Origin of the sequence: Pseudolabrys taiwanensis, assembly GCF_003367395.1 — a bacterium.
GTDB lineage: Bacteria > Pseudomonadota > Alphaproteobacteria > Rhizobiales > Xanthobacteraceae > Pseudolabrys > Pseudolabrys taiwanensis.
The window spans coordinates 5,173,411-5,198,656 of the sequence record NZ_CP031417.1 but is presented as its reverse complement, the minus strand read 5'-3'; the positions used below and the strand labels follow the sequence as shown (position 1 = coordinate 5,198,656).

The 25,246-nt window shown below is 63.9% G+C and carries 24 protein-coding genes; 13 read left to right on the top strand and 11 right to left on the bottom strand.

The features are described 5' to 3' along the window. Positions 1–67: 67 nt before the first annotated feature. From DW352_RS24775 to DW352_RS27005, 4 genes are all read right to left on the bottom strand, one after another. Positions 68–1,141 (bottom strand): Rossmann-fold NAD(P)-binding domain-containing protein, encoded by a 1,074-nt coding sequence (locus DW352_RS24775; protein WP_115693835.1) that lies wholly within the window; start codon positions 1,139–1,141, stop codon positions 68–70. 246 nt (positions 1,142–1,387) lie between these two features. Then, positions 1,388–1,591, bottom strand: a complete 204-nt coding sequence (locus DW352_RS24770) for a hypothetical protein (protein WP_162827186.1) — start codon at positions 1,589–1,591, stop codon at positions 1,388–1,390. 142 nt (positions 1,592–1,733) lie between these two features. Continuing rightward, positions 1,734–2,705: a magnesium/cobalt transporter CorA gene (gene corA, locus DW352_RS24765; protein ID WP_115694593.1), complete on the bottom strand. Its 972-nt coding sequence runs from the start codon at positions 2,703–2,705 to the stop codon at positions 1,734–1,736. 188 nt (positions 2,706–2,893) lie between these two features. Further along, the gene (locus DW352_RS27005; protein WP_162827185.1) at positions 2,894–3,067 is read right to left on the bottom strand and encodes a hypothetical protein; all 174 of its coding nucleotides are present in this window, start codon (positions 3,065–3,067) and stop codon (positions 2,894–2,896) included. 378 nt (positions 3,068–3,445) lie between these two features. Here DW352_RS27005 and DW352_RS24760 point away from each other — a divergent pair, with 378 nt between their 5' ends. Beyond that, positions 3,446–4,114 carry a L,D-transpeptidase gene (locus tag DW352_RS24760; protein WP_115693833.1) on the top strand — a complete coding sequence of 223 codons (669 nt, stop codon included), beginning with the start codon at positions 3,446–3,448 and terminating at the stop codon, positions 4,112–4,114. Between the two features lie 100 nt (positions 4,115–4,214). On the opposite strand, the gene DW352_RS24755 is transcribed toward DW352_RS24760, so the two are convergent. Next, entirely contained in the window at positions 4,215–5,120 is a 906-nt protein-coding gene (locus tag DW352_RS24755; RefSeq protein WP_210209889.1) for a LysR family transcriptional regulator, read from the bottom strand. A 185-nt stretch (positions 5,121–5,305) separates the two neighbouring features. Between DW352_RS24755 and DW352_RS24750 the strand changes: the two genes are divergently transcribed. The 3 genes from DW352_RS24750 to DW352_RS24740 are packed head-to-tail and all read left to right on the top strand — an operon-like array spanning position 5,306 to position 8,090. Further along, positions 5,306–6,184, top strand: a complete 879-nt coding sequence (locus DW352_RS24750) for a polysaccharide deacetylase family protein (RefSeq protein WP_115693831.1) — start codon at positions 5,306–5,308, stop codon at positions 6,182–6,184. A 51-nt stretch (positions 6,185–6,235) separates the two neighbouring features. Further along, positions 6,236–7,264: a Bug family tripartite tricarboxylate transporter substrate binding protein gene (locus tag DW352_RS24745; protein WP_115693830.1), complete on the top strand. Its 1,029-nt coding sequence runs from the start codon at positions 6,236–6,238 to the stop codon at positions 7,262–7,264. Between the two features lie 46 nt (positions 7,265–7,310). Further along, positions 7,311–8,090, top strand: coding sequence for an SDR family NAD(P)-dependent oxidoreductase (locus DW352_RS24740; RefSeq protein WP_115693829.1), 780 nt, complete (start codon positions 7,311–7,313; stop codon positions 8,088–8,090). Between the two features lie 48 nt (positions 8,091–8,138). Here the strand turns inward: DW352_RS24740 and DW352_RS24735 are convergent, their stop codons facing one another. From DW352_RS24735 to DW352_RS24725, 3 genes are all read right to left on the bottom strand, one after another. Then, positions 8,139–9,059, bottom strand: a complete 921-nt coding sequence (locus DW352_RS24735) for a metallophosphoesterase (RefSeq protein WP_115693828.1) — start codon at positions 9,057–9,059, stop codon at positions 8,139–8,141. Between the two features lie 47 nt (positions 9,060–9,106). Continuing rightward, positions 9,107–9,877, bottom strand: coding sequence for an extensin-like domain-containing protein (locus DW352_RS24730; RefSeq protein ID WP_162827183.1), 771 nt, complete (start codon positions 9,875–9,877; stop codon positions 9,107–9,109). Between the two features lie 117 nt (positions 9,878–9,994). Beyond that, on the bottom strand, positions 9,995–10,681 hold the full coding sequence (locus tag DW352_RS24725) for a TIGR02466 family protein (protein ID WP_115693826.1): 687 nt from the start codon (positions 10,679–10,681) through the stop codon (positions 9,995–9,997). 178 nt (positions 10,682–10,859) lie between these two features. On the opposite strand from DW352_RS24725, the gene DW352_RS24720 reads away from it, so the two are divergent. Continuing rightward, on the top strand, positions 10,860–12,452 hold the full coding sequence (locus DW352_RS24720) for a cache domain-containing sensor histidine kinase (protein WP_115693825.1): 1,593 nt from the start codon (positions 10,860–10,862) through the stop codon (positions 12,450–12,452). Here DW352_RS24720 and DW352_RS24715 read toward each other — a convergent pair. After that, the gene (locus tag DW352_RS24715; RefSeq protein ID WP_115693824.1) at positions 12,445–13,149 is read right to left on the bottom strand and encodes a response regulator; all 705 of its coding nucleotides are present in this window, start codon (positions 13,147–13,149) and stop codon (positions 12,445–12,447) included. The two genes, DW352_RS24720 and DW352_RS24715, sit on opposite strands and share 8 nt — an antisense overlap. Before the next feature lie 147 nt (positions 13,150–13,296). On the opposite strand from DW352_RS24715, the gene DW352_RS24710 reads away from it, so the two are divergent. The 4 genes from DW352_RS24710 (at position 13,297) to DW352_RS24695 (ending at position 17,177) form a co-directional block, all read left to right on the top strand. Next, complete coding sequence (locus tag DW352_RS24710) at positions 13,297–14,934, top strand: 3-(methylthio)propionyl-CoA ligase (RefSeq protein WP_115693823.1); 1,638 nt, start codon at positions 13,297–13,299, stop codon at positions 14,932–14,934. A gap of 348 nt (positions 14,935–15,282) precedes the next feature. After that, a complete protein-coding gene (locus DW352_RS24705; protein ID WP_245434240.1) occupies positions 15,283–15,720 on the top strand; it encodes an FKBP-type peptidyl-prolyl cis-trans isomerase in 438 nt (145 codons plus the stop codon). A 7-nt stretch (positions 15,721–15,727) separates the two neighbouring features. Then, on the top strand, positions 15,728–16,630 hold the full coding sequence (locus DW352_RS24700) for an ROK family protein (protein ID WP_115693821.1): 903 nt from the start codon (positions 15,728–15,730) through the stop codon (positions 16,628–16,630). Positions 16,631–16,847: 217 nt separating this feature from the next. Beyond that, positions 16,848–17,177, top strand: coding sequence for an MmcQ/YjbR family DNA-binding protein (locus DW352_RS24695; RefSeq protein WP_115693820.1), 330 nt, complete (start codon positions 16,848–16,850; stop codon positions 17,175–17,177). Position 17,178: 1 nt separating this feature from the next. Here the strand turns inward: DW352_RS24695 and DW352_RS24690 are convergent, their stop codons facing one another. Next, positions 17,179–18,102, bottom strand: a complete 924-nt coding sequence (locus tag DW352_RS24690) for a crotonase/enoyl-CoA hydratase family protein (RefSeq protein ID WP_162827182.1) — start codon at positions 18,100–18,102, stop codon at positions 17,179–17,181. A gap of 466 nt (positions 18,103–18,568) precedes the next feature. On the opposite strand from DW352_RS24690, the gene DW352_RS24685 reads away from it, so the two are divergent. From DW352_RS24685 to DW352_RS24670, 4 genes are read left to right on the top strand one after another with little or no spacing between them, the layout of a single operon-like run. Further along, complete coding sequence (locus tag DW352_RS24685) at positions 18,569–20,902, top strand: putative bifunctional diguanylate cyclase/phosphodiesterase (protein WP_162827181.1); 2,334 nt, start codon at positions 18,569–18,571, stop codon at positions 20,900–20,902. Between the two features lie 56 nt (positions 20,903–20,958). Continuing rightward, entirely contained in the window at positions 20,959–22,218 is a 1,260-nt protein-coding gene (locus DW352_RS24680) for a DUF898 family protein (protein WP_115693817.1), read from the top strand. Beyond that, on the top strand, positions 22,218–23,345 hold the full coding sequence (locus DW352_RS24675; RefSeq protein WP_115693816.1) for a M48 family metallopeptidase: 1,128 nt from the start codon (positions 22,218–22,220) through the stop codon (positions 23,343–23,345). Before DW352_RS24680 ends, DW352_RS24675 begins: the two co-directional genes overlap by 1 nt. A 5-nt stretch (positions 23,346–23,350) precedes the next feature. After that, the gene (locus DW352_RS24670) at positions 23,351–24,199 is read left to right on the top strand and encodes a DUF1499 domain-containing protein (protein ID WP_115693815.1); all 849 of its coding nucleotides are present in this window, start codon (positions 23,351–23,353) and stop codon (positions 24,197–24,199) included. Between the two features lie 17 nt (positions 24,200–24,216). Here DW352_RS24670 and DW352_RS24665 read toward each other — a convergent pair whose 3' ends face one another. Continuing rightward, positions 24,217–25,131, bottom strand: a complete 915-nt coding sequence (locus DW352_RS24665; protein WP_115693814.1) for an MBL fold metallo-hydrolase — start codon at positions 25,129–25,131, stop codon at positions 24,217–24,219. Positions 25,132–25,246: the final 115 nt, after the last annotated feature.

Sequence of the window (25,246 nt, the reverse complement as noted above, 5' to 3'; positions counted from 1 at the left end):
GCATAAAGCCGCGCCGTTGCCGGCGCGGCTTTTGATTGAGTGAGGCCGAGTCGGTCTGTGCGGACGGTCAGGCCGCCGCCTTCTTCCGATTCGCCTCCAGCCGGGAATCGACCAATGCGACCTGTGCGTCGATCGCCGGATGGCTGAGGCCCTTCTGCTTGGCAATAAGCTGCACCAGCTTGTCCGCCCGCTCGATATTCGGCGCGCCATTCTGCAGCGCACGCGCCGCCGACGCCGGCCGGGTCAGCGACTGCGCGGCAGCCGCATACTTCTCGAACGGCACGAGGTCGTTCGCGTCGGCGCCCAGCTTCACGCAGAGGTCGAACACGAAGTTATAGACCGAACGCGACTCCTCGATGTTGGAGTGCACGGCCTCCTGGGCGGTCCGCATGCCGTCCTTGGTGATGCAGCGGTAATTGCCGGCGAGTAGCATCGCCCACTTCGCGAGCGGCACCCAGATCGAGTCGTACGCCTTGAGCTTCACCGGCAGCTCGATCTTGCCTTCCGGCGTATCGAAGCGCGCCGCGTCTACGTCCTTCTCGAGGTCGCGGATGATCTGCGTGTCCTTCTCGTCCTCGAAGCGGGCGCATTTGAAGTTGGTCGGCAGCGTAACCAGCAGCTCGTTCGCCTTGCCGTCTGGCGGGCGGATCGCCTGCGGATCCGGGCTGTTGAGCGTGATCTTCTTCGGATCGACCGAATCCCAGACGCGCGGATCGGTATAGGCCGCTTCCAGCGCCTTGTAGTCGAGGCCGGGGATACGCTTGATATACGGCAGCGGCGGCATGTTCATGATCGACATGCAGGGCACGCGCGATTTGCCGACGGCGTCGAGCAACTGGCGCACGCCTTCGGAGCGATATTGCGGCTCCTGCATGCACAGACCGACGAGATCGTAGTCGGCCGGATTGAGGCCCGTCGCCGGACCGGCGGTCACTTCACCCGGCAACTTGCGCGATTCGAGCAGCACCGGCTCTTTGCGGCCGCGCACCGGCAGAGTCACCTTGAAGCCTTCGGCGTTGATGAGGTCCGCTTCCGCGGGCAAGCAGACCAGATGAATCTTGTGTCCACCGAATAAAAGTTTGGATGCAAGCAGCGAACCGTAAGATGCTCCCATCAGAAGAATTTTTTTCGGTGCCGGCATGGCTGTGTCGCTCCGTGTCACTGCTTTGAAAAATAAGGCGAGCGCGTTGCTTAAAACGGCCTCCCGCGCGAGGCAATGCTAGGCGGACCGGGGCACCGATGCAATTGCGCGCAGCAAGCAACATGCTGTTATCGCAACGCAAAAGCGACATGAATCCATAGAAGGGATTGATCGAAGCGCGCGGCAAACCGCCTCGGTCGCGCCGGCAAACGCCATGCCGCTCGACGGACGTCTATGCCGCTCCCCCTATCCCGCGCCTTGCCGGTCGCCCGGGCGCGGCCGGTTGAGATCGGCATGGCGCCCGGCGAATTGGAGCTTATGCGTTTCGCCGCAAGGACAAGAGAAGAGTATCGGCTGCTGCCGCGGTGCGGCGACGTCATCGAACGACAGGCTGGTAATCACCGCAATGTTGGTGATCGGACAGGTGACGATGATCCGCTGCTTCTTCATGAACAAAGAATGCAACGGCAGGCGCAAAGGTTCCGCGCCTCAGGGAGCGTCATCTTCTGCAAACTGGCGCAGTTTCGACGAAAAACGATGGCTTGAAAGCAGCGCGGGGCGCGCGGCATTCGTTGCACCGCGCAACCGATGCCTAAAGCCACTTACGCCATTTAAAATAAAGATACGGCAGGATCGCCGCTAAGATCATCATACCGATCGCGATCGGATAGCCGAAGTGCCATTGAAGCTCGGGCATGGACTTGAAGTTCATGCCGTAGATCGACGCGACCAGCGTCGGCGGCATGAACACCACCGCGGCGACCGAGAAGATCTTGATGATGTTGTTCTGCTGCAGATTGACGACGCCGAGCATGGCATCGAGCAGGAACGTCACCTTGGCGCTGAGATAAGTGGCATGGTCGGAAAGCGAGACCACGTCACGCTGCATCGACTGCAACTGCGTGCGCGCATCCTTCGGCCACTTCATTCCCTCAGCTTCGTTGGCGAGAAACGACAAGACGCGACCAACGGACACCAGGCTTTCGCGCACCTTCGAGGTGAGATCGCCCTTGCGGCCGAGCGCCTTGAGGATGTCGTTGTAAGTGCCGCGCCCGCCCTGTTCCTCCGGCTCGAAGATCGCGTGCGAGATTTGGTCGACGTCCGCGCCGATGCGCTCCAGAATATCGGCGGAGCGGTCGACCACCGCATCCAGCAGATCGGACAATACCGTGTCACCGGAAACCTTTGGCGGGCAAGCGCGCGCCAGCCGGTGTTCGACCAGCGCAAAAGGACGCGGGTCGTCGTAGCGCACCGTCGCCAGCCTGTGCCCCGCCAGAATGAAGGTGACTGCCGTGGTCTTCGGCGACGCGGTCTCCGACTGGCACATCAGCGTGGCCGTCATATAACGCGCGCCGTTCTCGACGTAGAGGCGGCTCGAAACCTCGATTTCCTGCATCTCTTCGCGCGTCGGTACCGCGATGCCGAGCAATTGCTCGACCAGCTTGTCCTCTTGGACGGTCGGGGAGATCAGATCAATCCACACGGCCGCCTCCGGCGGCGGCGTACCGGGTTCGAGCGAGACACGTTCGAGCGTCGGGCCGCGCGGGACATAGACCGAGAGCATCATTCACCCGATGATGCGGCGACGCGCATAGGCATCGCCGGAGAGCTTTTGCTCTCTTGGCCCGATCCCGCGCCAGCGTGCAAGCGAAATGACGCGCGCACGGCGACAATGACCGCGCATCGGGCGGCCTGTCATCGTTGAGACGCTATGGGGTTGTGCTGGCGACCGGCACGCGCCGGCCCGTTGCGCTATTCGCTGTCGGACGCGAAGCGCTTGCTGCTCGCCGGCCGGCGTTGGTCCGGCTGGCAGCGCACCGCGGCGGCGACCGCCGAGATGCCGATCTTGCCGTAGCGAGAATCAAGCTCGTTGGGCGATCTAGGCGATCCGGGAGCGGAGCTCTGCTCCTTATTGTCTTCGTCCATTGCTTCCTCCGTCTGGCTTTTTTCGGCCATGTCAGCCGTTGGTCTAATATGGCCAGCAAGTGGGGCAGAAATGCATGGCAATTTTAGTCTTATCGTGACCGATGCGGCGCGCCAGTGGCGGGCCGTGACGACCCCATAATACAGCGCCCGTTATGGTAAACTCTCCGTTAACGTCTTGTGGGCACTATTGATTTCCGGGGTTCGAAGGCCTTGTGGCGCGCGTTCGGTCGAATTGCGTCTTTCCTGCAACAGAAAGCGGGAAGCTGTTGTGGGAAGCACTAGAAAACATGGCTTTCCCGCGTTCGATTCGGTTAATTCCAGCAGTTACAAATTCTGTTCGGGCGCTATTGGGGCGACCGGGGAAAAGGATCAGAAATAATGGCAACACGGGGGTTGTCGGTCGTTCTCTTGGGAATCGGCCTGGTTCTGGGCGGCTGCATGCAGTCCACCGTCGAACCGGCTTCGGAAGCTAATCTGACGGTTCGGGACAAGAAGCTCTTGGCGGCGGCGCCGTACGAGAAGGTCAACATTCCGGAGCCGTATAAGCGGCACATCGTCACGTATCACCGCAAGGAAACGCCCGGGACGATCGTGGTCGATTCCGACGCGCGCTACCTTTATTACGTGCTCGATGGCGGCAAGGCGATCCGCTACGGCGTGACCGTCGGCGAAGAAGCGCTGGCCTGGTCCGGCGTTGCCAAGATCGGACGCAAGGCGGAATGGCCGACCTGGACGCCGACTGCGGACATCAAGAAGCGTATGGATGTGCCGAACTTCGTCTCCGGCGGCCCGCAGAACCCCATGGGCGCCCGCGCGCTGTATCTCTACGCCAACGGCAAGGACACCCTGTACCGTATTCATGGCACCAACCAGCCTGAATACATCGGTCAGGCGATCTCCTCGGGCTGCATCCGCATGACCAACGAGGACGTCATCGACCTCTACAACCGCGCCAAGGACGGCTCGGTGGTGGTGGTGCTGGCGCCCGGCCAGGGCGATGCGCCGTTCAATCCGCGCGTCGCTTCGACCAGCTCGTTGTTCCGCTAATCAGCCCGCGCGAACGGGATGACGAAAACGGCGCCTTCGGGCGCCGTTTTTTTTGTTCGCGGGCCGGTCGCACCGGACGGGCGCCCCAACCTCTTTTGCCTCAAAGACGGCTCGCGGTGTCGGCAATCGTGCGCCGCAGCCACTGGTGGCCGGCATCGGTGTGGCTACGGTCGTGCCAGAACGCGGCATAACGCATGCGCGGCAGCCGCAGCGGCGGCTCCAGCACCTTTATCGGCAACTGCGGAGTTAAGGCCGCCACGAGCCGACGCGGTAAGGTGGCGATGAAATCCGAGCTCGCGACGATGTGCGGGATGATCAGATAATTCTGCACCGATAGGCCGACCCGTAACTTGCCGCCGCGCGCGGCGACGGCCTCGTCGATGGCCTGAGCCGTGGTCGTGCGGCCGATCACCTGAGGACGCGCGTGGGGCAGCGTGAAGAACTGCGCGAGCGACAATGCGCTGCCGATGACCGGATGATCGCTGCGGACAATGCACACCAGACTGTCCTGAAACAGCGCCCGCGATCGCAACGACCCCACGGCATTGCGCACCCAGGCAATGCGCATGTCGATCTCGCCCGCCTCAAGCCAGTCCAACATGCGGTTCTGGTTCGGCGCACGAATCTCAATCCGAATGCCCGGCGCCTCCGTGCCGATGCGGGACATGAGCGCCGGCAACAGAACGAATTCGGCATATTCGGTCGCGGTGAGGACAAACGTCCGGGTCGAGGTGCGCGGATCGAATTTCTCCGGCGGCGCCACGACCGCGTCGAGCTCGTGCAGAATCGCGCGGATGCGCGGCTCGACGGCGACGGCGCGCTCGGTCGGCGCCATACCGCCGCGTGAGCGCAGCAGCAGCGGATCCTGGAACACATTGCGCAAACGGCCGAGTGCATGGCTCATCGCCGGCTGACTGAGATTCAGCCGCGCCGCGGCACGCGAGACACTGCGCTCGCTCATCAGCGCGCAAAACGCCCGCAGCAGCTCGATATCTATATTATTCATCACATCAATTCTGAATATATATCCGTGTTTATAGAGTAAAACGCCACACAAGCGTAAGCAAGATTGCAGATCGCGAAGCCTGCGCGGGGGCGACATCGTCGCTGCGGAGCACCGTCGGTGTCGCTCGGCATGACCGCTTCTGTGCCCCGACCTTCTTCGCGGGAAAAGGAAACGGGAGGACATCCATGGGCTACATCGGCACGCATAGCGGCGGCGAGGAAATCGCACTTCCGGCGGATTTTCGCTGGCCCGGCGGACGCCGTCTCGCCGTGTTCTTCCGCTGCGCTTTCGAGGGCTGGTCGGACGGCCATTGGCCGGGCATCGGACCGATGGGCAATCCGCTCAAGCCTGGCTTCCTCGATCTGAACGCGCTCGGGTTCGCCGAGTACGGCCATCGCCGCGGCATCTTCCGCGCGATGGAGACCTTGGCAGCCTTCAATGTGAAGGCGACCATCATGCTGTCGGGCGTAATGGCCGAGCGTCATCCGGAGATCGTCAGGCAGTTGTCAGATCAGGGTCATGACCTTGTCGCGCATTCGTATGCGATGGACGTCATCCCAGTCTATCTCAGCGAGGAGGACGAACGCGCCAATATCCGCCGCACCGTCGACCTGATCGTGAAGGCGACCGGCGGCAAGCGTCCGACCGGGTGGATCAGCCCGCGAGGTACGCCCAGCCAGCGCACCGCGAAGATGCTGACCGAGGAAAGCTTCGAATGGCACGGGGACTCGCTGAATGACGACCTTCCCTATCTCGTCAAATACGATACGGGCACCATCGTCGCCTTCTCCAGCAACATGGAGTGCAACGACCTGCCGCTCTACATGCGCTATGGCAATCCGCCGAAGGTGATGCTGGAGATATTCCAAGATTGGCTCGCCTATGTGCGCAAGCACGAGCAAGGCCCGGCGCGGCTCGATCCGACCATTCATTCGCATGTGTTTGGACGCCCGCTCGGCATGTCCGTCTTCCGCGAGATGCTGGAGATCGCCACTGCTGCCGACGATATCTGGGTCGGCACACGCTCTGAAGCGGTCAAATACATTCTCGGACAGGTCCGCTAAGCGCGGGCACAGCCAGCTTATAGAAAATAACAAATTCAGGGAGGTACACGCATGCGAAATGGTCGAACGATGACGGCTGCCTGCAACGCCACGCGCAGCACGACGCCGCGAATGGCGCTCGCCGTGGCTCTCGGACTTATCGCCTACACGACAACGGTCACGGCGGGACGCGCCGAAACCTATCCTTCGCGACCGATAACGCTGGTCATCCCCTATCCGCCCGGCGGCAATGTCGACGTCAGCGCGCGCATCCTGCAGCGTTCGATCGGCGATACGCTCGGTCAACCGCTCATCGTCGAGAATAGGCCGGGCGGCGCTGGACTCATCGCCGGCAACTTCGTGCTGCGCGCGAAGCCGGATGGATACACGTTATTCGTCGCATCCAACGGCCCCATCCTGCTCGGCCCGCTGATCACCAAGGACGCGCCGTATCGCTGGCAAGATTCGTTCATTCCGATTAGCTCGATTTCGCAGGCTCCCACACTGCTGCTGGTGCGCAAGGATTTTCCCGCGAAAACGGTTTCCGACTTCGTCGAATACGCGCGGAAAAATCCGGAAGCGATCAAGGTCGGCTACGGCGGCGTCGGTAGCATCAACAACATGGTCAGCGAGTTGATGCAGCAGGTGACCGGCGTCAAATGGCTCGGCGTCAACTACCGCGGCAATGCGCCGCTGATGACCGATCTGATCGGCGATCACGTCGACGCCGCCTTCATTCAGCCCGTCGACGCGCTGCCGCACGTCGAAAGCGGCGCTGTGCGCGTGCTCGCCGTCATCGCCGGCAAGCGCATGGAAAAGTTGCCATCCGTTCCGACAATGGCCGAAGCCGGCTATCCCAACGTAACCGGTCTCACCTTCAACGGATTGTATGCCCCGAAAGGAACGCCGCAGCAGGTCATCGACAAACTCAGCGCCGTCATGCGCCAGGCGCTGCGCAAGCCCGAAGCGGTGGCGGCCTTCGAGAAGCTCGGCTCCGAAGCCTATCCCAGCACACCGACCGAGTTCACGAAGTTCATGACGGAGCAGACGGCCGTCTGGAGCGAGGTGGTGAAGAAGAGCCACATCCAGGTCGACAACTAAGCGCCACGACGTCACTGCGGAATCAATTCAAAAGGACCAAGGACCGATGGATCTGGATATCGCCGGCCGAACCGCCATCGTCTGCGGATCGAGCCAAGGGCTCGGCTTGGCTTGCGCCAGAGCACTGGCAGCCGAAGGCGTGAACGTCGTCCTCAACGGACGCGACAAGGCGAAGCTCGACAAGGCCGCTGAGACCCTCGTCGCCCTGGCGCGCGGCACCGTCACCGCGGTCGTTGCCGACCTCGCCACCGGTGATGGCCGCCAACGCCTGCTGGCGGCAGCGCCGGTCTGCGACATCCTGATCAACAACAATGGCGGCCCGAAGCCGGCCTATTTCGGCGAGATCGATCACGACGCCTGGATACAGGTGATCGAGGCCAATATGATCGCGCCTATGATGCTGACGCGAAGCGTTCTTCCCGGCATGAAGGAGCGACGCTTCGGCCGCATCATCAACGTGACGTCGGCGATGGTGACCACCCCGCGGCCGCATATGGCGCCATCGGCCGGTGCGCGCTCGGGGCTCACAGGTGCGATGAAGGCGCTGGCGCTCGAAGTCGCCCGCTTCAACATCACCATCAACAACCTTCTGCCTGAGCGATTCGATACCGACCGGCAGCATCAGATGGCAAAGGCCGCGATGACGCGCGAGAGCATTTCCTACGAGGAGGCGCGCGCTCGCCAGGTGCAATCCATCGCCGCCAAACGTTTGGGCGATCCACGTGAGTTCGGCGCGACCTGCGCGTTTCTGTGCAGCACATTGGCGGGGTTCATGTCCGGACAGAACATCCATCTCGATGGCGGTTCATACCCCGCGCTCGTGTGAGCGCGGACGCCAGCTCGAGCAGCCCCTCGGCGCGCATGCGGGATAAGGTCACCCCAGCGTGATATGCAGGATCTCCGGCGGCACGCCGAGACGCAGCGGCACTTGGCTGCAGCCGAGCCCACCCGAGACGATAAGATGTCGGTTGCGCTCGACGATATGGCCGTAGGCGAAGCGCGCGCCATAGGCCGATGGCGTCCATAGCGGCGGCACGAGAGGCAGCCGGATCTGGCCGCCATGGGTGTGTCCGGCAATCGTCAGGGACACACGCTCCGGCACCTGCACGAAGATGTCCGGTTCGTGCACGAGCAGGAGAACCGGATCGTCGGTGGTGACCTTCTTGAGCGTGCCGGGCAAATCGTCGACGCCGCGAAAGCGGCTCGGCCCCAGCCAGTGCGCGAGTTGATCGCCAAGTCCGGCGAGCCAGAAGCGGCGGCCGGGATCACCCAGTAGGACGGCATCGTTCTCCATCAACGGCACGTGCACGCGGTTGAGTGCCTCGCGCACGCCTTTGACGCCGTGCCACCAGTCGTGATTGCCGAGGATGGAATAGACGCCGAACGGCGCGCGCAGGCGGCCGAGCTCTTCCGACCAGGCCTCGTTCGGCACCACTTCGGTGACGAACCGGTGCGTGGCGAAGTAATCGCCCATCAGCACGATGAGATCGCTCTGAAGCGCGTTGGCGGCGTCGACCACCTGCCGCACGCGCTGAAGACCCATATTGGGGCCGCCCGCGTGCAGGTCGGCGATGACGCTGATGGTAAGTCGCTGACCGGCGCGCCAGCCCGGCGGCGTGAGGCGATACGGCGTGATCACCAGATCGTTGGCGGCCTCCAGCGCGGCATAGGCGCCGGTGCCTGGAAAGACCAGCGCTCCAACGCCGGCGACGCCCAGCCCGGCCTTGAGCAGGCCGCGCCGACTCACACCCGGAGCGGCATGCGGGGCGAAAGCTGCGGGATCACCGATGCTCATGCGGGATTTGGTACCGGGAATGGGTGAAGGGAGCGTGGACAGGACATTCACAAACCACGCGTTCGGTGCGGCCGATTGTCCAGGTTGGACGGCCGCGGCGGCGGTAGAGGAACAGCTTCGGCACTCACACTGACCACCGTCGGCTTTGGCGGCGCCGGCTCGTTCACGGCCCACTGGCAAATTCGATAGCCGTTGCGGCGCTCGAGCAGATCGAGGTGGATGTGCTCCTCGTGATAGCTGTCCGAGCCCGGGCCGAGCACCGTGGTGAAACGCGCGCAGGCGCTGTCGCGCAGCGACGTGCGCAGCTCCTTCGACGCGTGCACATCAGTCAGCGCGATGAAGCGACCATCGGCCAAAGTGAGTCCGCGAACATCGACGGCATTCGCCTTGCCGTGCTCGCTGAGCTTGCCGCCGGTCTGCCGGTTGCGGCCGCGGCAGGAGAAATCGTCGTAGGTCTCGACCGCCGACAGCGCGGCCCCGAGTGTCGCCGCCCGGGGCGCCGCGTCGTCGCGCACCCAGAGCGCAAGCTGCTCGGCCATCGGACAGCGCAAATAAGGCGCAGGTTTGAGCGTGACGCGCTTGTCCTCGCCGAGCAGGATAGCGTCGAGACGCACGACGTCCCCGCCGCCGCAGGCGCCGGGGCCAATGAGGCGCGGCATCGGAACTGCCGTCGCGATCTTGGCGAGACGCTCGTCGCAGGCCGAGGGGCCCGCAGTGACATCGGAAGTGTTGAAATCGGGTCCGGCGGCCTCGCGGAACGAATGCGGCGCGCCCGGTACGGGCGGGGTTACAGCCGGCCGCTCGCGCGGCAACGGCACGTCCTGCGCCCCCGCCACGCCACAGCCGAACCCCATCAGCAGAGAGATTGCCCGTAAAACTCGCATTGCCGCGCCACTCGGCGCAACAATTACGGCATTTATACGGGTCCTCGGACGCTAGAGCAGGCTAAGCTGCGCGGTGTGCTGCTCGATCTTGCCACGGATCATAATGTTGAAGGCGACGACGATCCGCTCGTCCGCCTCTTCCGCGGCGCCCTGCTCGACCCCATGCGGCAGATGCGCCGGCCACATCACCATGCGCCCCTTCTCCGCCGGGAACGAGAAGACGTCGGCGTTGAGCTCGTTCTTCTGCGTATAGGTCGGCTCGAGCCCCTTCGAGAGCAGCCGGGGCGAGACGAACAGCGTCTGGCCGCAGCGCTTGGGGGTGGCGATGTAGATAATGCCGCTGAGCAGACAGTTGGGGTGGATGTGCAGGTGGTGCCGCCGGTTCGGATTGGCGATATTGGCCCACATGTTGCTGATGTAGTGGGAGTCTCGCTTGACCGCCAAGGCGTCGAGGATCTGCCCCGACTCCCGCATGATGACGTCGACCAGTTCCTTCATCTCCGGCAAGGTCTGGATATCGTCAGGCGACATATAGGCGAGCACCGCGCCTTCCGGCGAAGAATGACCGACGCCCGAGTTCTTGAGATCACGCAATTTCGTCTCGACGCGATCGCACAAGCTGATATCCGACACCTTGCCCATGAACAGAGGCGTCGGAAACAGCATGAACATCTGCTTATCGGTCAGCGCGACGGGCGCCGCGGCTGTCGGGTTAACGCGATACGGCCTATCGAGCATGGGGCATTCCACCGGCGGGTTTCGGCCGCAACGTGGACCATGCAATGCTATTGACCAACCCCCGGAAATGGTTACGTGAGCGGAGGGGACGGTCCCTCATCCCCAGAATTGGTGATCCCCTCGCGGTTAGGCGAGCAACTTAGATTGCGGGGACACGACTGCCGGCTTCCAAAGAACGATGACCCCACGCAAAGCGCGCATTTTGTCCGGCCGCCTGTCGAACGCCTCGAGCGCGATCATTTGCGGCACGTTCTCGCTTTTCGTTCTGCTGCTGTGCGTCGCGGCGGGCCTCCATTTCAAGTCGCTCATCCAGCAAGAATTTTATCGTCAGACGGAAACCGTCGCGCAGGTTCTCCTCGCTGACTTCGAAGACGACGTGGCCGCCGCAGACGCGATCCTGTCGCGCGTTGCGGCCGACATCCCGAAAGACGCCGTGTCGCCCGAGCACGAACAGCAACTCCATCGGCTGCTCTCCGGCTACACGCCACAACCCTCAATGATCGGGCCGGCAATTCTCGACCGCAACGGCACGCTGATTGCCAGCGCCACCACCGACGCGGTGCCGGCGATGTCGCTGAAGGATCGGAACGCGTTCCGCATCCACGCGGACTCACCGAACGAGGACATCCTCTATATCGGCACGCCGATGCGCAGCGCGATGGTCGATGAATGGATCATCCAATTCTCACGACCGCTGCGGGACGAGACCGGAGCATTCTACGGAGTCGTGATCCTCTCCTATCGCCTGTCCCACTTCGTGCGGCTCTACGAGAAGCTCAAGCTCAGCGACCGGGGCTTCGCCGCGCTCGCGGGCAAAGACGGGGTCGTGCGCGTCCGCACGTTCAACGGCACCATCGGCCTTGGCGACGAGGTCCCGCGCGTTGCCGTCGCCTATCGCCGTGTCCTCGCCGGCGAGAACGTTGGCACCTTCTATGCGCGCACCGGGCCGGACGATGTCCTGCGCATCGGCACCTTCGTCGCCTCGCAGATGACGCCGTTCTACGTCACCGTCGCCTATGACAATGACTATCTGCGCGCCCGATATATAGGTTTCCTATACGCCCTTGGCCTCTGCTGGCTCGTGCTGACCGCCGGCATCGTAGCGGCCACATACTTCATTCGGCGGCTGGAGACGGTGAAGCGGCAGGCGCAGCTCGAAATCGTCAACTCCGCCGTGGCCGAGCGGCAGAACATCTCGGCCGACATGCACGACAGCATCGGCGCCAGCCTCGCCGCGCTGCTGGCTTCGCTCTCGACCGGCCACATCCAAGCCGCCGATGTCAGGCGCAAAGTCGGCGAGGTTCTGATGGAGCTGCGCTTCCTCGTCGACAGCTCCGAGCCCGTCGACGGCGACGTCGGCCTGCTCCTCGGCAACGTACGGCACCGCATGGGCAGCGGCATCGAGCTGGCGGGGATCGCGTTCGACTGGCAGATCGGCGACTTGCCGCCGATCGAAGGGCTGACCCCACGCGACACGCTGGCGGTCAAGCTCGTCCTGATGGAAGCCTTCAGCAACGTGCTGCATCACTCCAAAGCCACGGTCGCCAAGCTGGCCGCACACTACAACGCCAGCACGTCAGCGATCGTCATTTGCGTCAGCGACAATGGCCGTGGCTTCGACGAGACGACCACGGCGGCGGGCCGCGGCCTGTCGAACATGCGCAAACGCGTTGCTACGATCTCGACGGGGGCCACCATTGAAATCAACTCAAGCCCCGGGCGAGGTACGACGATCCGTCTGACTCTCGACGCGCCCCGATCGGCTAGTTGATGAGGCTGCGGCGACGCGCCTCGTAGACCGCTTCCGTCTTCGAATGCACCTCGAGCTTGCGATAGATGCTCTTGAGGTGGCTGTGGACCGTCGCGGTGCCGATGCCGCAGATCTTCGACGTTTCGGCGTAGGAGAACCCCTTAGCGATGAGTTGCAGTATTTCCTGCTCGCGCGGCGTCAAGGCGGTGTCGGACGCCATCTCCGGTCGCGCGCCCGGACCATCTGCCTGCAACCGGTTGAGCAGCTTGCGGGCGATCAGGGGCGACAGCGGCGAGCCGCCGTCGCGAAGCGCGCGGATGTCGCGCTTGAGTTCGTCGAGCGCCAGGCCTTTGAGCAGGTAGCCATCGGCGCCGGCCTCAAGCGCGGCGGTGACGGTCTTCTCATCGCCGAAGGTGGTTACGACCAGTACACTGCAGGTCGGGCAGACGGCCTTGATGCCGCGAATGACCTCGATGCCGGACACGTCCGGTAACCCGATGTCCGCCAGCACGATGTCGGGTGCCAAATGCGGCATGGCCGCGATCGCCGGCAGTCCCTCGCCGAATTCGGCGACGACGGCATACTGCGGATCGGCCGACAGGACCGACACCAGCATTTTCCGCACCGCAATATCGTCCTCGACGATCGCGATGCGGATCGGATCTCTCTGTGCGCTGACGGCCACCGGCCCTTCCTCGGAAAACATCGTCGTGGGCATTGCGATACTCACTCTACCACGTTCGCCAGCATTGCGAGGTGCCCAGCCCCGCGGCTAACTTATGCCTGACCGGCGAGGGGCGCCGGCCCAAAAATACATGCCGCCGCGGCTCAAAAACGCGGCCCGGAAACGCAGAGAGGAACCGCCATGCTCGGCCTGATGCAAGGTTGGCCGCTGTTGTGCCAACGCGTCGTCGATCACGCCGCCACATTCCACGGCGGCCGCAAGGTCATCACCCGCTCGGTCGAGGGACCGATCGTTGAGACGACTTATGCGGAAATCCGCACCCGCGCGTTGAAGGTCGCGCAGCGGCTGGAGAAGGACGGCATCAAGCTCGGCGACCGCGTCGCGACGCTCGCCTGGAACACCTGGCGGCACCTCGAATCCTGGTACGGCATCATGGGGATCGGCGCGATCTATCACACGGTCAATCCGCGCCTGTTCCCGGAACAGATCGTCTGGATCGTCAACCATGCGGAAGACCGCATGATGTTCGTCGATCTCACCTTCGTGCCGCTCGTCGAGAAGATCGCGGACAAGCTGACGAGCATCGAGCGCTATGTGATCCTCACCGACGGCGCGCATATGCCGCAGACGTCGCTCCGGAACGCGATCGCCTACGAGGACTGGATCGCCGAGGTCGACGGCGATTTCGCCTGGAAGGAGTTCGACGAGAACACCGCCGCCGGCATGTGCTACACCTCCGGCACCACCGGCCATCCGAAGGGCGTACTCTATTCGCACCGCTCCAACGTGTTGCATTCGATGATCGCGGCGATGCCCGACGCCATGGCGGCGTCGAGCCGCGACGTGATCCTGCCCGTGGTGCCGATGTTCCACGCCAACTGCTGGGGCCTCGCATTGACCGCACCGATGGTCGGCGCGAGCTTGGTGATGCCCGGGCCGAAGATGGACGGCGCCTCGATCTACGAATTGCTCGAAACCTACAAGGTCACCTTCACCGCCGCCGTTCCGACCATCTGGCTGATGCTGCTGCAGGACCTGGAGAAGACCGGCCAGAAACTGCCGCATCTCGATCGCGTGGTGATCGGCGGCTCGGCCTGCCCGCGCGCCATGACCAAGACATTCCAGGACGTCTATGGCGTACGGGTGATCCATGCCTGGGGCATGACCGAGATGAGCCCGCTCGGCTCGCTCTGCACCTTGAAGCCGGAATACGCGCAGCTGACCGGCGACGCCAGGCTCGATATCGAGATGAAACAGGGCCACGCGCCGTTCGGCGTCGAGATGAAGATCACCGACGACAACGACAAGGACCTCCCCTGGGACGGCAAGACGTTCGGCCGGCTCAAGGTGCGCGGGCCGGCGGTCGCCAAGAGCTATTACAAAGGCGAAGGCAACGAGGCCTTCGACGAAGAAGGCTGGTTCGACACCGGTGACGTCGCCACCATGGATGAGTACGGCTACATGCAGATCACCGACCGCTCCAAGGACGTGATCAAGTCCGGCGGCGAATGGATCTCGTCGATCGACCTCGAAAACCTCGCGGTCGGCCATCCCAAAGTGGCGGAAGCCGCCGTTATCGGCGTGACGCATCCCAAATGGGACGAACGCCCGCTGCTTGTCATCGTGCTGAAGAAAGGCGAGACCGCGACCAAGGAGGACATCCTCGGCTTCATGAAGGGCAAATGCGCCAAGTGGTGGATGCCGGACGACGTGGCCTTCGTCGACGAAATCCCGCACACCGCGACGGGCAAGATCCTGAAGACGCGGCTGCGGACGCAGTTCAAGGATTACGTGCTGCCGATGCAGGCGGCGGAATGAGGAAGCCTCTGGTTCATCGGCGAGAAATTCGTCAGGCACGAGCAGCCCGTGGGGCGGATTAGCGAAGCGTAATCCGCTCTTCATCAAAACACGGCTGGTAACGCCTTCAGCTAACCCGCACCACGAAGCTGGGCAGCGCACGTGCCCCGTCCTGAGGTGGCCGCGAAACGGCCCTCGAAGGGCGACGGCCGGGGCCGTTCATCCTTCGAGGCTCGCCGCGCTCGCACCTCAGGAGGACGGGGGGAGGTTCATGACGCCGTCGGCGCGAGCGGCAAGTTCATTGCGCCCCCCGCGACAAACCCATCCTCGGGGTGTATGAGGCTCGCCTCACCTCGATAAGGAGACGCCATGCGCGCCACACTTGCGGCTCTGGCCCTGATCACCGGGCTTGCCGTTGTACCAGCCTCCACCATCCCCGTCCTTGCGCAAGGTAAGACCATGACCACCGCCTCCGGCCTGCAGATCACCGACACCCAGACCGGCACCGGCGCCTCGCCGCAACGCGGCCAGACCGCGGTCGTGCACTATACCGGCTGGCTCTACACGAATGGCGCCAAGGGCAAGAAGTTCGACTCGTCGGTCGACCGCAACGAGCCGTTCGAGTTTCCGGTCGGCATGGGCCGCGTCATCAAAGGCTGGGACGAAGGGGTCGCCACCATGAAGGTCGGCGGCAAACGCACACTGATCATCCCGCCGGAACTCGGCTATGGCGCGCGCGGCGCCGGCGGCGTCATCCCGCCGAACGCAACGCTCATCTTCGACGTCGAACTGCTGGCGGTGAAGTAACGCCACGATGCGCATCGGCATCGATCTCGGCGGTACCAAGATCGAAATCATCGCGCTCGACGAGTCGGGCGCGACGCTGGCGCGCGAACGCGTGGCAACGCCGTCCGGCGACTACGAGGGCACGATCGGTGCCATCGCCGACCTCGTGCTCGCGGTCGAAGGCAAGCTCGGCCGGCGAGGCACGGTCGGCGTCGCCACGCCGGGCGCCTTATCCAGCAAGACCGGCGTGTTGAAGAATTCCAACAGTGTCGTCCTCATCGGCAAGCCGATCGATCGCGACATCAGCGCCCGCATCGGACGGCCGATCCGCATTGAAAACGACGCCAACTGCTTCGCGCTGTCGGAGGCTGTCGATGGCGCGGCCGCCGGCGCGGCAAGCGTATTCGGCGTCATCCTCGGCACCGGCGTCGGCGGCGGACTGGTCGTGAACGGCCAGGTGCTGACCGGACGCAACAACATCGCCGGCGAATGGGGCCACAATCCCCTGCCCTGGCCCAAGGCGTCGGAATTGCCGGGACACCTCTGCTACTGCGGCAAACACGGCTGCATCGAGACGTTTCTCTGCGGCGCGGGTCTCGCGCGCGAATACGCGCTGCATACTGAGGCTTCCCTGCCCGCGCACGACGTCGCTGCCGCAGCGGCGGCCGGCGACGACAAAGCGCGCGCGGCCGTCAACGTCTATCGGGAGCGACTGGCGCGCGGCCTGGCATCGATTGTCAACATCATCGATCCGGAGGTGATCGTGCTCGGCGGCGGCCTGTCGAATATCGACGGCCTTTATGACGGGCTCGGCAACTTGATCGCGCACTACGCCTTTTCCGACGCCATCGACACCAAAATCGTGCGGGCCGTGCACGGCGACTCGAGCGGGGTGCGCGGCGCGGCATGGCTGTGGCCGGATGGCGCGTGACGGAACCACTGCGCGTGGCGGACGTTTTTCCGATGTCCGCGCCGGATGACAACCGGTCGCAACGGGGATTTTGACGGACGCAGCTGATTTTGCCGGTTTCTGGCTGCGGCAGCAACGCATCGGTACGCGTTCGACGTCTAACCTGTTTTCGGCGCGGACGCTTTCCATCTCCCATAATCGCCGGTCTGATGGCCGCTGCTGCGGAGGACGGGAGCGTATGGCAACCGCCAAGGATCTGCGCCGGCTGGCGCTCGCGCTCGAGGGTACGCAGGAAGCGCCACACTTCGATAGCGCCGCGTTCAAGGTCGCGCGCATCTACGTGACGCTCGCTGCCGACGGCAAAACCGCCAACTTCAAGTTCACACCCGACGAACAGCAGATGAAATGCACAGTCGCGCCTGACGCCTTCGCGCCGGTGCCGAATGCCTGGGGCCAACAGGGCTGGACCACCGCCACACTCGCGAACTTGAAGGCGGACGAACTGAAGCCGGCGCTCACGACCGCATGGTCGCACGCGACCGCGTCGAAGAAACAGCGGAAGAAGTGAGCTACTCGGCCGCTTGCAGTGGCGTCTGCAAGCGATCCTGCGCCGAGATCAGGCGCCCCATCACTTTCAGATCGCGCTCGCTGAGCCGCAGGCAGGCATCGGCCCAGATGCCGACGACGGCGTCGAGCTCGGCCAAAGACAGCGGATTGACCACACGACCCGCCTGATAAACGCCGCGCACGCCGGCATAGCGGCGGTTGGTGCGCTGCATGTAGTCCTGGGCGGCGGCGATGCCCTGTCCCGGCTCGGCGACGATGTGCACGAGTCCGAACTCCTTCATCTCGTCGGCGGTGAAGGTGCGACCGCTGAGCATCATCTCTTCGGCCAAAGCCGCGCTTGTCCGCCGCGACACCAAACTGTAGGCGCCCATGCCGGGGAACAGGCCGAACAAAGCTTCGGGAAAGCCGAACTTCGCGTCGCGCTCGGCAATGATCACGTCGAACGACAGCAGCGACTCCAGGCCGCCGCCGAGCGCATCGCCCTGCGCGACGCCCAGCGTGATGATCGGAAGGTCGAGCGCGGTGTGAAAGCCGTGCAGGACGCGCACGCACGATTTGCCATACTCGACCAGTGCCTGCCGATCCTGCGCGCGCACACAGGCCGCGAACAGATTTAGGTCGCCACCGAGGCTGAAAACACCGCGCGTCCGCGAACCGGCGACCAAGTAGCGCAATTGATCGGGCTTGTCGGAGAACCGGGCGAAGACGCCGCGCTGCAGCGCGTGGATGTCGTCGAGCAGATCGAGATTGTAACTCGGCCGTCCGCGCGCGCGCATGAAAGCCCACAACGCGCCGTTCGGCTCGTCGAAGGTGACTTCAAGCTGCTTCAGATCGAAGAGGCGGTTGGCGTCGGTGGCCTTGCCGAGATCGACCAGTTTGAGGTCGACGCCGGACTTGTAGCTGGGCGTGGGCGCGGAGGAACTCACCCCAGCACCATCCCGGACCGCAGAACCGGCATTCGATACCGCAAAGGTCGACATGCACCGCACCGCTTAACTACATTTTTACCTTATCAAATCGTTAACACATTCACAATCAGACGTTGGTCGGCCTATGTACCCGGGCCGCGTGTAGTTCGGAACCCAAGGCCTAATTCCCAAACGATTTCAAAGCCAATAACGCGTTGAAACTGTATTAACCATGGTCACGAGAAGTTGCTGAGCAATTGCAGCAAGTCCCGCTCTTCAAAAGAGCCGTGAACGTGCAGGAATCCGGCGAAATTGGTTCCCACATGCGGAAAATGCGGCCAGCGATGTAAAGTTTAGCATTCGCCTTAGCCAATCATTCGCCATTTGCGCATCGACTGCCGCGGGAAGCCCGGCTGTTTGGATACTATTGAAGGTGGGCCGGTAGGATTGGCTCTCAGTGAGACAGCCCTGTCGGTTCCCTTTGATGCTGGTCACGAAGCTGCTTCAGACGCGCAGGACAGACGCCGAGCTTCCAGGGGAAGTTCGGGCGGCGCTGGTGGAGTCTTTGTTCGCGCCGATTTCGTCGCTGACGATCGGCGCGGTCAACTGCTCGATCATCGGCATGGCTGTTGCGCTGAGCGTCAACAACCGCGCCATCATGGCCTGCTCGGCCGCGATCTTCGCGGTCGGCATGCTGCGGGTCGCCTCGGCCTTCTTCTACCGCCGTTACAAGAAGGCGGCCGAGCAGCCCACCATCATCAAGCGGTGGGAGCACATTTACGAAGCTGGCGCGTGGGGCTTCTCCGGCCTGCTCGGCTTCTTGTGCTGGCTCACGCTCATGCAGACCACGAACGCCGCGCTGCAGATGGCGGTCATCACGACCGCGACCGGCTATGCCGCCGCGATCGCGGGCCGCAACGCCGGCCGCCCCTTCATCGCCGTCGGCCAGTTCACCTTAGTCATGCTGCCGATGGTGATCGCGCTGCTGCTCTATCCGGCGTGGATACACAAGGTCCTCGGCTTCGTCGGGCTGCTGTTCATCTACGGCATGATCGACATCACCCTTTCGATCCGCGACATCGTCATCCAGGCGCTGACCATCACGCGCAAGGAAGCCGCGCTCGCCGCTCGCTTTGAGGAGCAGGCCCGGCGCTTCGACATCGCGCTCAACAACATGTCGCACGGCCTGTGCATGCTCGACGAACAGGACCGGCTGCAGGTTTGGAACGAGCGTTTCCTCGAATTGCTGAATTTGCAGAGCGCGCCGATCCGCGTCGGCATGCGCATCTCGCAGCTCGTGCGCCATTCCATGCGCGCCGGCAATCACAAGGCCAAGCGCGCGAAGGACGTGGTAAGCGATCTTCTGGCGACGCTGAAGAACGACGGCTTCGATCAACTGCAGATGATCGGGGCCGGCGACCGCACCCTCGCGGTGTCGCGGCGGTCGATGGCGCGCGGCGGCTACGTCATCATTCTCGAAGATGTCACCGAACGCGAACGCGCGCAGGAGCGCATTACTCATCTCGCGAAATTTGACGTGTTGACCGGGCTTGCCAACCGCACCCAGTTCCACGAGCGCATCAACGCTCTGCTCGCCTCGGTGCATGACCGCGACAACCATCTCGCCATCCATCTGATCGACCTCGACCGCTTCAAGACGATCAACGACACGCTCGGCCATCCCCTCGGCGACAAGCTGCTGAAGGCGGTGGCGGGGCGCCTGAGCACCGTCATCGGACCGGGCGACATGATCACGCGCTTTGGCGGCGACGAATTCATCGTGCTGCAAACCAAGACCGAGCGGCCGCAGGACGCCAAATGGCTGGCGAGGCGCCTGGTACAGAAGCTCAGCGATCCGTTCGAGATCGACGGCCACCGCATCGATATCGGCGCCTCGGTCGGCATCGCGATGGCGCCGATTGACGGCGCGAACGCCGACGAACTGCTCAAGAAGGCCGACATGGCCCTCTATGCGGCCAAGACCGGCGGTGGCGGCGATCACCGGTTCTTCGCACTGGAAATGGAGGAAGCGGCGCAGGCGCGGCGCGCGCTGGAACTCGATTTGCGCGAAGCGCTGACGAAAGAGCAGTTCACGCTGCACTTCCAGCCGCTGGTCGACCTGCGTACCGGGCGCGTCACGACCTGCGAGGCGCTCGTGCGCTGGCATCATCCGATCCGGGGCAACGTGCCGCCATCGGTCTTCATTCCGGTCGCCGAGGAAACGGGGCTCATCATCGCGCTCGGCGAATGGGTCCTCAACCGCGCCTGCGTCGAAGCGGCGCGATGGCCGAAGAACGTCAAGGTCGCGGTCAACCTCTCGCCGGTGCAGTTCCGCGAACGCGGCTTGGCGCTGCAGGTCGTGGCCGCGCTGGCCAAATCCAGCCTCCCGGCGCAGCGCCTGGAGCTCGAGGTCACCGAACGGCTCCTGCTCGAGGACAATGAAGGCACGCTTGCGGCCATGGAGCAGCTCAAGAATCTCGGCGTCAGTATTTCGCTCGACGATTTCGGCACCGGCTATTCGTCGCTGAACTACCTGCGCAAGTACCCCTTCCATAAGATCAAGATCGACCAGTCCTTCACCCGCCATCTCGGCACCGAGAGCGACACGCATGCCATCGTCGCGGCCGTCGCGAGCTTGGGCGCCGGCCTCGACAAGATCGTGGTCGCCGAAGGCATCGAGACCGAAGAGCAGATGAAGCTCGTCGCCTCGCTCGGCTGCAACGAAGGCCAGGGCTATCTGTTCGGCCGGCCGATGAGCGGCGAGGACATGCGCGCCCACCTGGAGGCGGCGAACACCGGCAAGGCCCTCGTCGCCTGAGCGTATCGTGACCGCGGAGATTGCCCGCGCGCCGCGTTCCCTCTATCCCTTCGCCCATGACCGTCGAGGCAAGCGAAACCGCAGGCACGGCCGGCGTGCGGTTTCTGGGCGCGCGCAAGGCCTATTGGCGGCTGCTCGTGCGCGGCGGCGTGCTGCTAATGGTCACCCTCGGCATCTACCGGTTCTGGCTGAACACCGACGTGCGCCGCTTCCTGTGGGCCAATACGGAAATCGCCGGCGAAAGCCTCGAATATAACGGCACCCCGGTCGAACTGCTGATCGGCTTTCTCGCGGCCGTGGCAATCCTGATCCCGGTCTATGCCGGCTTCTTTCTCGCTGCACTCGATATCGGCACGCTCGGCGAGATGTCCGGCATCGTTGGCGTCGCGCTGTTGGGGCTGGCCGGGCAATACGCCATCTATCGCGCGCGCAGCTACCGGCTGACGCGCACCGTGTTTCGCGGCCTGCGCTTTCACCAAACCGGATCGGCGGGCGTCTATGCCGTGCGCGCCTTTCTGTGGTGGGCGCTCACGGCCCTGAGCATCGGCCTCGCCTATCCGTTTCAGGTCGCGAGCCTCGAGCGCTTCAAGATGCGCCATACGTTTTATGGCGATCTTCCCGGCCGTTTCGCGGGCGCCGGCTGGCGCCTGTTCCTGCGCGGTCTGCCGCTATGGCTGTTGCTGATGGCGCCGCTCGCGCTCGCGATCGGTGCCTTCATCGAAGTGGTGGACTGGGTGGCGTTGGCCGATGCGCTCAGCGCCGAAAGCGACGATGTGATGGCACACATCGCCCGCAGCAATCCGGAGTTGCCGAACGCCATCGTATTCGCGATTTTGATGGTACTCACTTCGATCGCGCTCGCGCTGCTGTTGTTCCCGGCCTATCGGGCGATCATGCTGCGCTGGTGGCTGTCGGGCCTGCGGTTCGGTGGCATCGAATTGAGCTCCCACTTGAAGATGCGGCGCGTCTACGGCGCCTATCTTCGTTTTCTGGGACTCGCCCTGGCCTTCAGCGTGGTGCTGGCCCTCGGCAGCCTACCGGCGCTGTGGGTCGTCGGTGTGCTCACCGCCGGTGAGGATGCCTCGATCGCGGCCGAAGCGGGTGCCGCGCTGGTGCTGATCGGCGGCTACGTGACAGCCGCGCTCGGCTATTCGACGCTCTATCGGGCCACCGTCGGCTACGCGCTCTGGCAGTTGAGCATGGAATCGCTGCAATTAGTGGGCCTTGCGGCGCTGGACCATGTCACGGCGCAGGGGCAACCGAGTTCGGCCCTGGGCGAGGGCCTTGCGGACACGTTACGTGTGAGCGGTTACTGATGACGATGACCGATCTGCCCGCTCCGACTTCCGGCCCCGGCGTCTTTTTCGACGGCCGCACCAGCGCGCGCCAGAACGTGAGGGTGACGCTCGGCTCGTCCGGCTTGCAGATGACGGACAGCACGGGCCACGTGCTGGCGGACTGGCCCTATGACGAGATCGACGAGTTGAACGCGCCGGACAATGTATTGCGCCTCGGCCGTCGCCACGATCCCGTCCTGGCGCGGCTCGAAGTGTTCGACGCGAACTTTGCACATGCGATCGACGTGCGCGCGGAATATGTCGATCGCACCGGTGCGATTCACCGGCGGCAGCGCTTGCACGTGATCGGCTGGACCGTCCTCGCCACGCTGGCGCTGGTGGCGGTCTCCTATTGGGGCATTCCGGCGATCGCCGACCGGATCGCGCCGGCGGTGCCGGTCGCGGTCGAACGCCGCCTGGGCGAAGCCGTCAACATGCAGGTGCGCAATCAGCTCGACACGCGCAATGCCGGCGCGGGCTTCGACTGCGGCAACAACGCGAACGAGCAAGCCGGCCGGGCCGCGCTCGACAAGATGATCAAGCGGCTCGAGAGCTCGGCCAATCTGGGCCTGCCGTTGCGCGCGAGCGTGATACGGCGGCCGGAAGCCAATGCGATCGCGCTGCCGGGGGGCCAGATCTATGTCTTCCAGGGGCTGATCGAGAAGGCCGACAATCCGGACGAAGTTGCCGGCGTGATCGGCCATGAGATCGGCCATGTCGCGCATCGCGACAACACCAAGGGCATGCTGCAGGGTGCCGGCCTGTCGTTCCTGTTCGGCATGCTGCTCGGCGACTTTGTCGGCGGCGGCGCCGTGGTGTACGCGGCGAAGACGGTGCTGCAATCTTCGTATTCGCGCGAAGCGGAGACGGCCGCCGACGGCTACGGCGCCGAACTGATGAAGAAGGTGCATGGCGACCCGCGCGCGCTGGCTACGATGCTGGCCAAGATCGGCGGCGCCACCGAGCCGGGTATGAAAATCCTGCTCGATCACCCCGAGACTAAAGCGCGCATCGCCGCGATCAGCCGTATCGTCCCCGATGGGCCGCCGATACCCTTCCTGAGCGCCCCCGAATGGGCGGCGCTCAAGCGCATTTGTGCAGGATAATACCGATGGCCCGACGACCACGCTTTGGCGACGAACCGATGTCGCAGCTTGCCGTGTGGTGCGCGCGGCTGGCTTGGTTCGCGCTGGCCGTCGCGGCGCTGTCGGTCATCATCGTCCGCTCGGGCTTGCTCGAGATCGTTCCCTCGCTGGCGACCTTCGGCGCGGCATTGGTCTTCGCGGTCATGTCGATCTTGCTCGGCCTGGCCTCTTTCGTCGTCATCTGGCGCGACGGCTCGTCGGGACTGGGACGCGCCCTTACCGGCATTTTCGTCAGCCTGCTGCTGCTGGCTTATCCGGCCTATATCGGCAGCCGCGCGCTCAAGCTGCCGGCGATCGACGACATCTCAACCGACACCGCGACCCCACCCCGTTTCGACGTGCTGGCGCGCCTGCGCCCACGCGGCTCGAATGACTATCCGCAACGCAATGCCGAGCTGCAACGCAAGGCCTATCCGGAGATCGTGCCGCTGATGGCCGATGCCGATCCCAAGCAGGTCTACGACATCACGCTCGGCCTCGTGAACAAGCACAAGTGGCTGGTGGTGGATGCGCGTCCCCCGGCGCCCCGGCGCGACGGCACGATCGAGCTGGTGGCGCGCTCGCTGATCATGGGCTTCCGCGACGACGTATCGATCCGCATCAGGCCGGCGGGCGAAGGCGCACGCGTCGACATCCGATCAGCCTCCCGCTACGGGCTGCACGATTTCGGCGCGAACGCGCAGCGTATCCGCGGCCTGCTCGAAGAGATCGACGACGCGGTGAGCAATGCGCCGGAGCCGCGGCAAACGCAGCCGCCGCAACAGCCGCGCCGCAATCAGCCCGGCAAACCAGCGCCGGCGAATAAGCGGTCGTAAGAAGGCATCCGAACCTTCTACGCGGCCAATCGATACACCCCGTCAATCGATGGCTCGCCCTCGGTCTCGACGAGACCGCGCGTCACCAGATCTTCCATGTGCGCGAGCACCGACATGCCGGCGGCACCGGTCAGACGTGGATCGATGCCGATATAGATCGCGCGCACGATCGTCGGAATGTCGGTCGGCCCCTTGCCGAGGCGATAGAGGATCGAGTCCTCCCGCGCCTTGCGGTGCAGGATGTAATAATTGACGAAGCGCTTGGCTTCCGGAATGGCCGGCCCGTGGCCCGGGAAGTAGGTTTCTTCCCCGCGCTGCGCGAGCTTGTTGAGCGAGGCCATGTAATCGCTCATGGCGCCGTCAGGCGGCGCGACGATCGACGTCGCCCAACCCATCACGTGATCGCCGGCGAACAGCACGTTCTTTTCCTTCCAGGCGAAGGCCATGTGATTGGCAGTGTGCCCCGGCGTGAACACGCCTTCGATGGTCCAGCCATCGCCGGATACAACGTCACCATCCTTGAGTTGAACGTCCGGACGGAAGTCGCGATCGCCGCTCGAGTCGAGCGGGTTGTTCTCGCCGATGTGCAACGCGCGCGCGGGCCGGTGCGGCCCCTCGGCATACACTGTGGCACCGGTCGCATGCTTGACGGCGGGCGTCGCCGGAGAATGATCGCGATGCGTATGCGTGACGAAGATATGCGTCACCGTCTCGCCGCGCACGGCGTCGAGCAGCGCGCCGATATGCGCGGGATCGTCGGGGCCCGGATCGACAATGGCGACGTTGCCCTTGCCGATGATGTAGCTGAGCGTGCCCTTGAACGTGAACGGCCCGGGATTGTTCGCCATCACACGGCGCACGCCCGGCATCGGCTCGTCCACGATATCCGGGGCGAGTTCGAGTTTCTTGTTGAAGGGAATGTCGTCACTCATACAGAAAGCCCATGTCCTGCATCCACATTCGATCACGCCATACGTGCTTGAGCGCGATTGTGCAACGGTATCGTGGTGCGAAACGGAGGTCAGCTGCAAGAGGCGCGCATGGCAG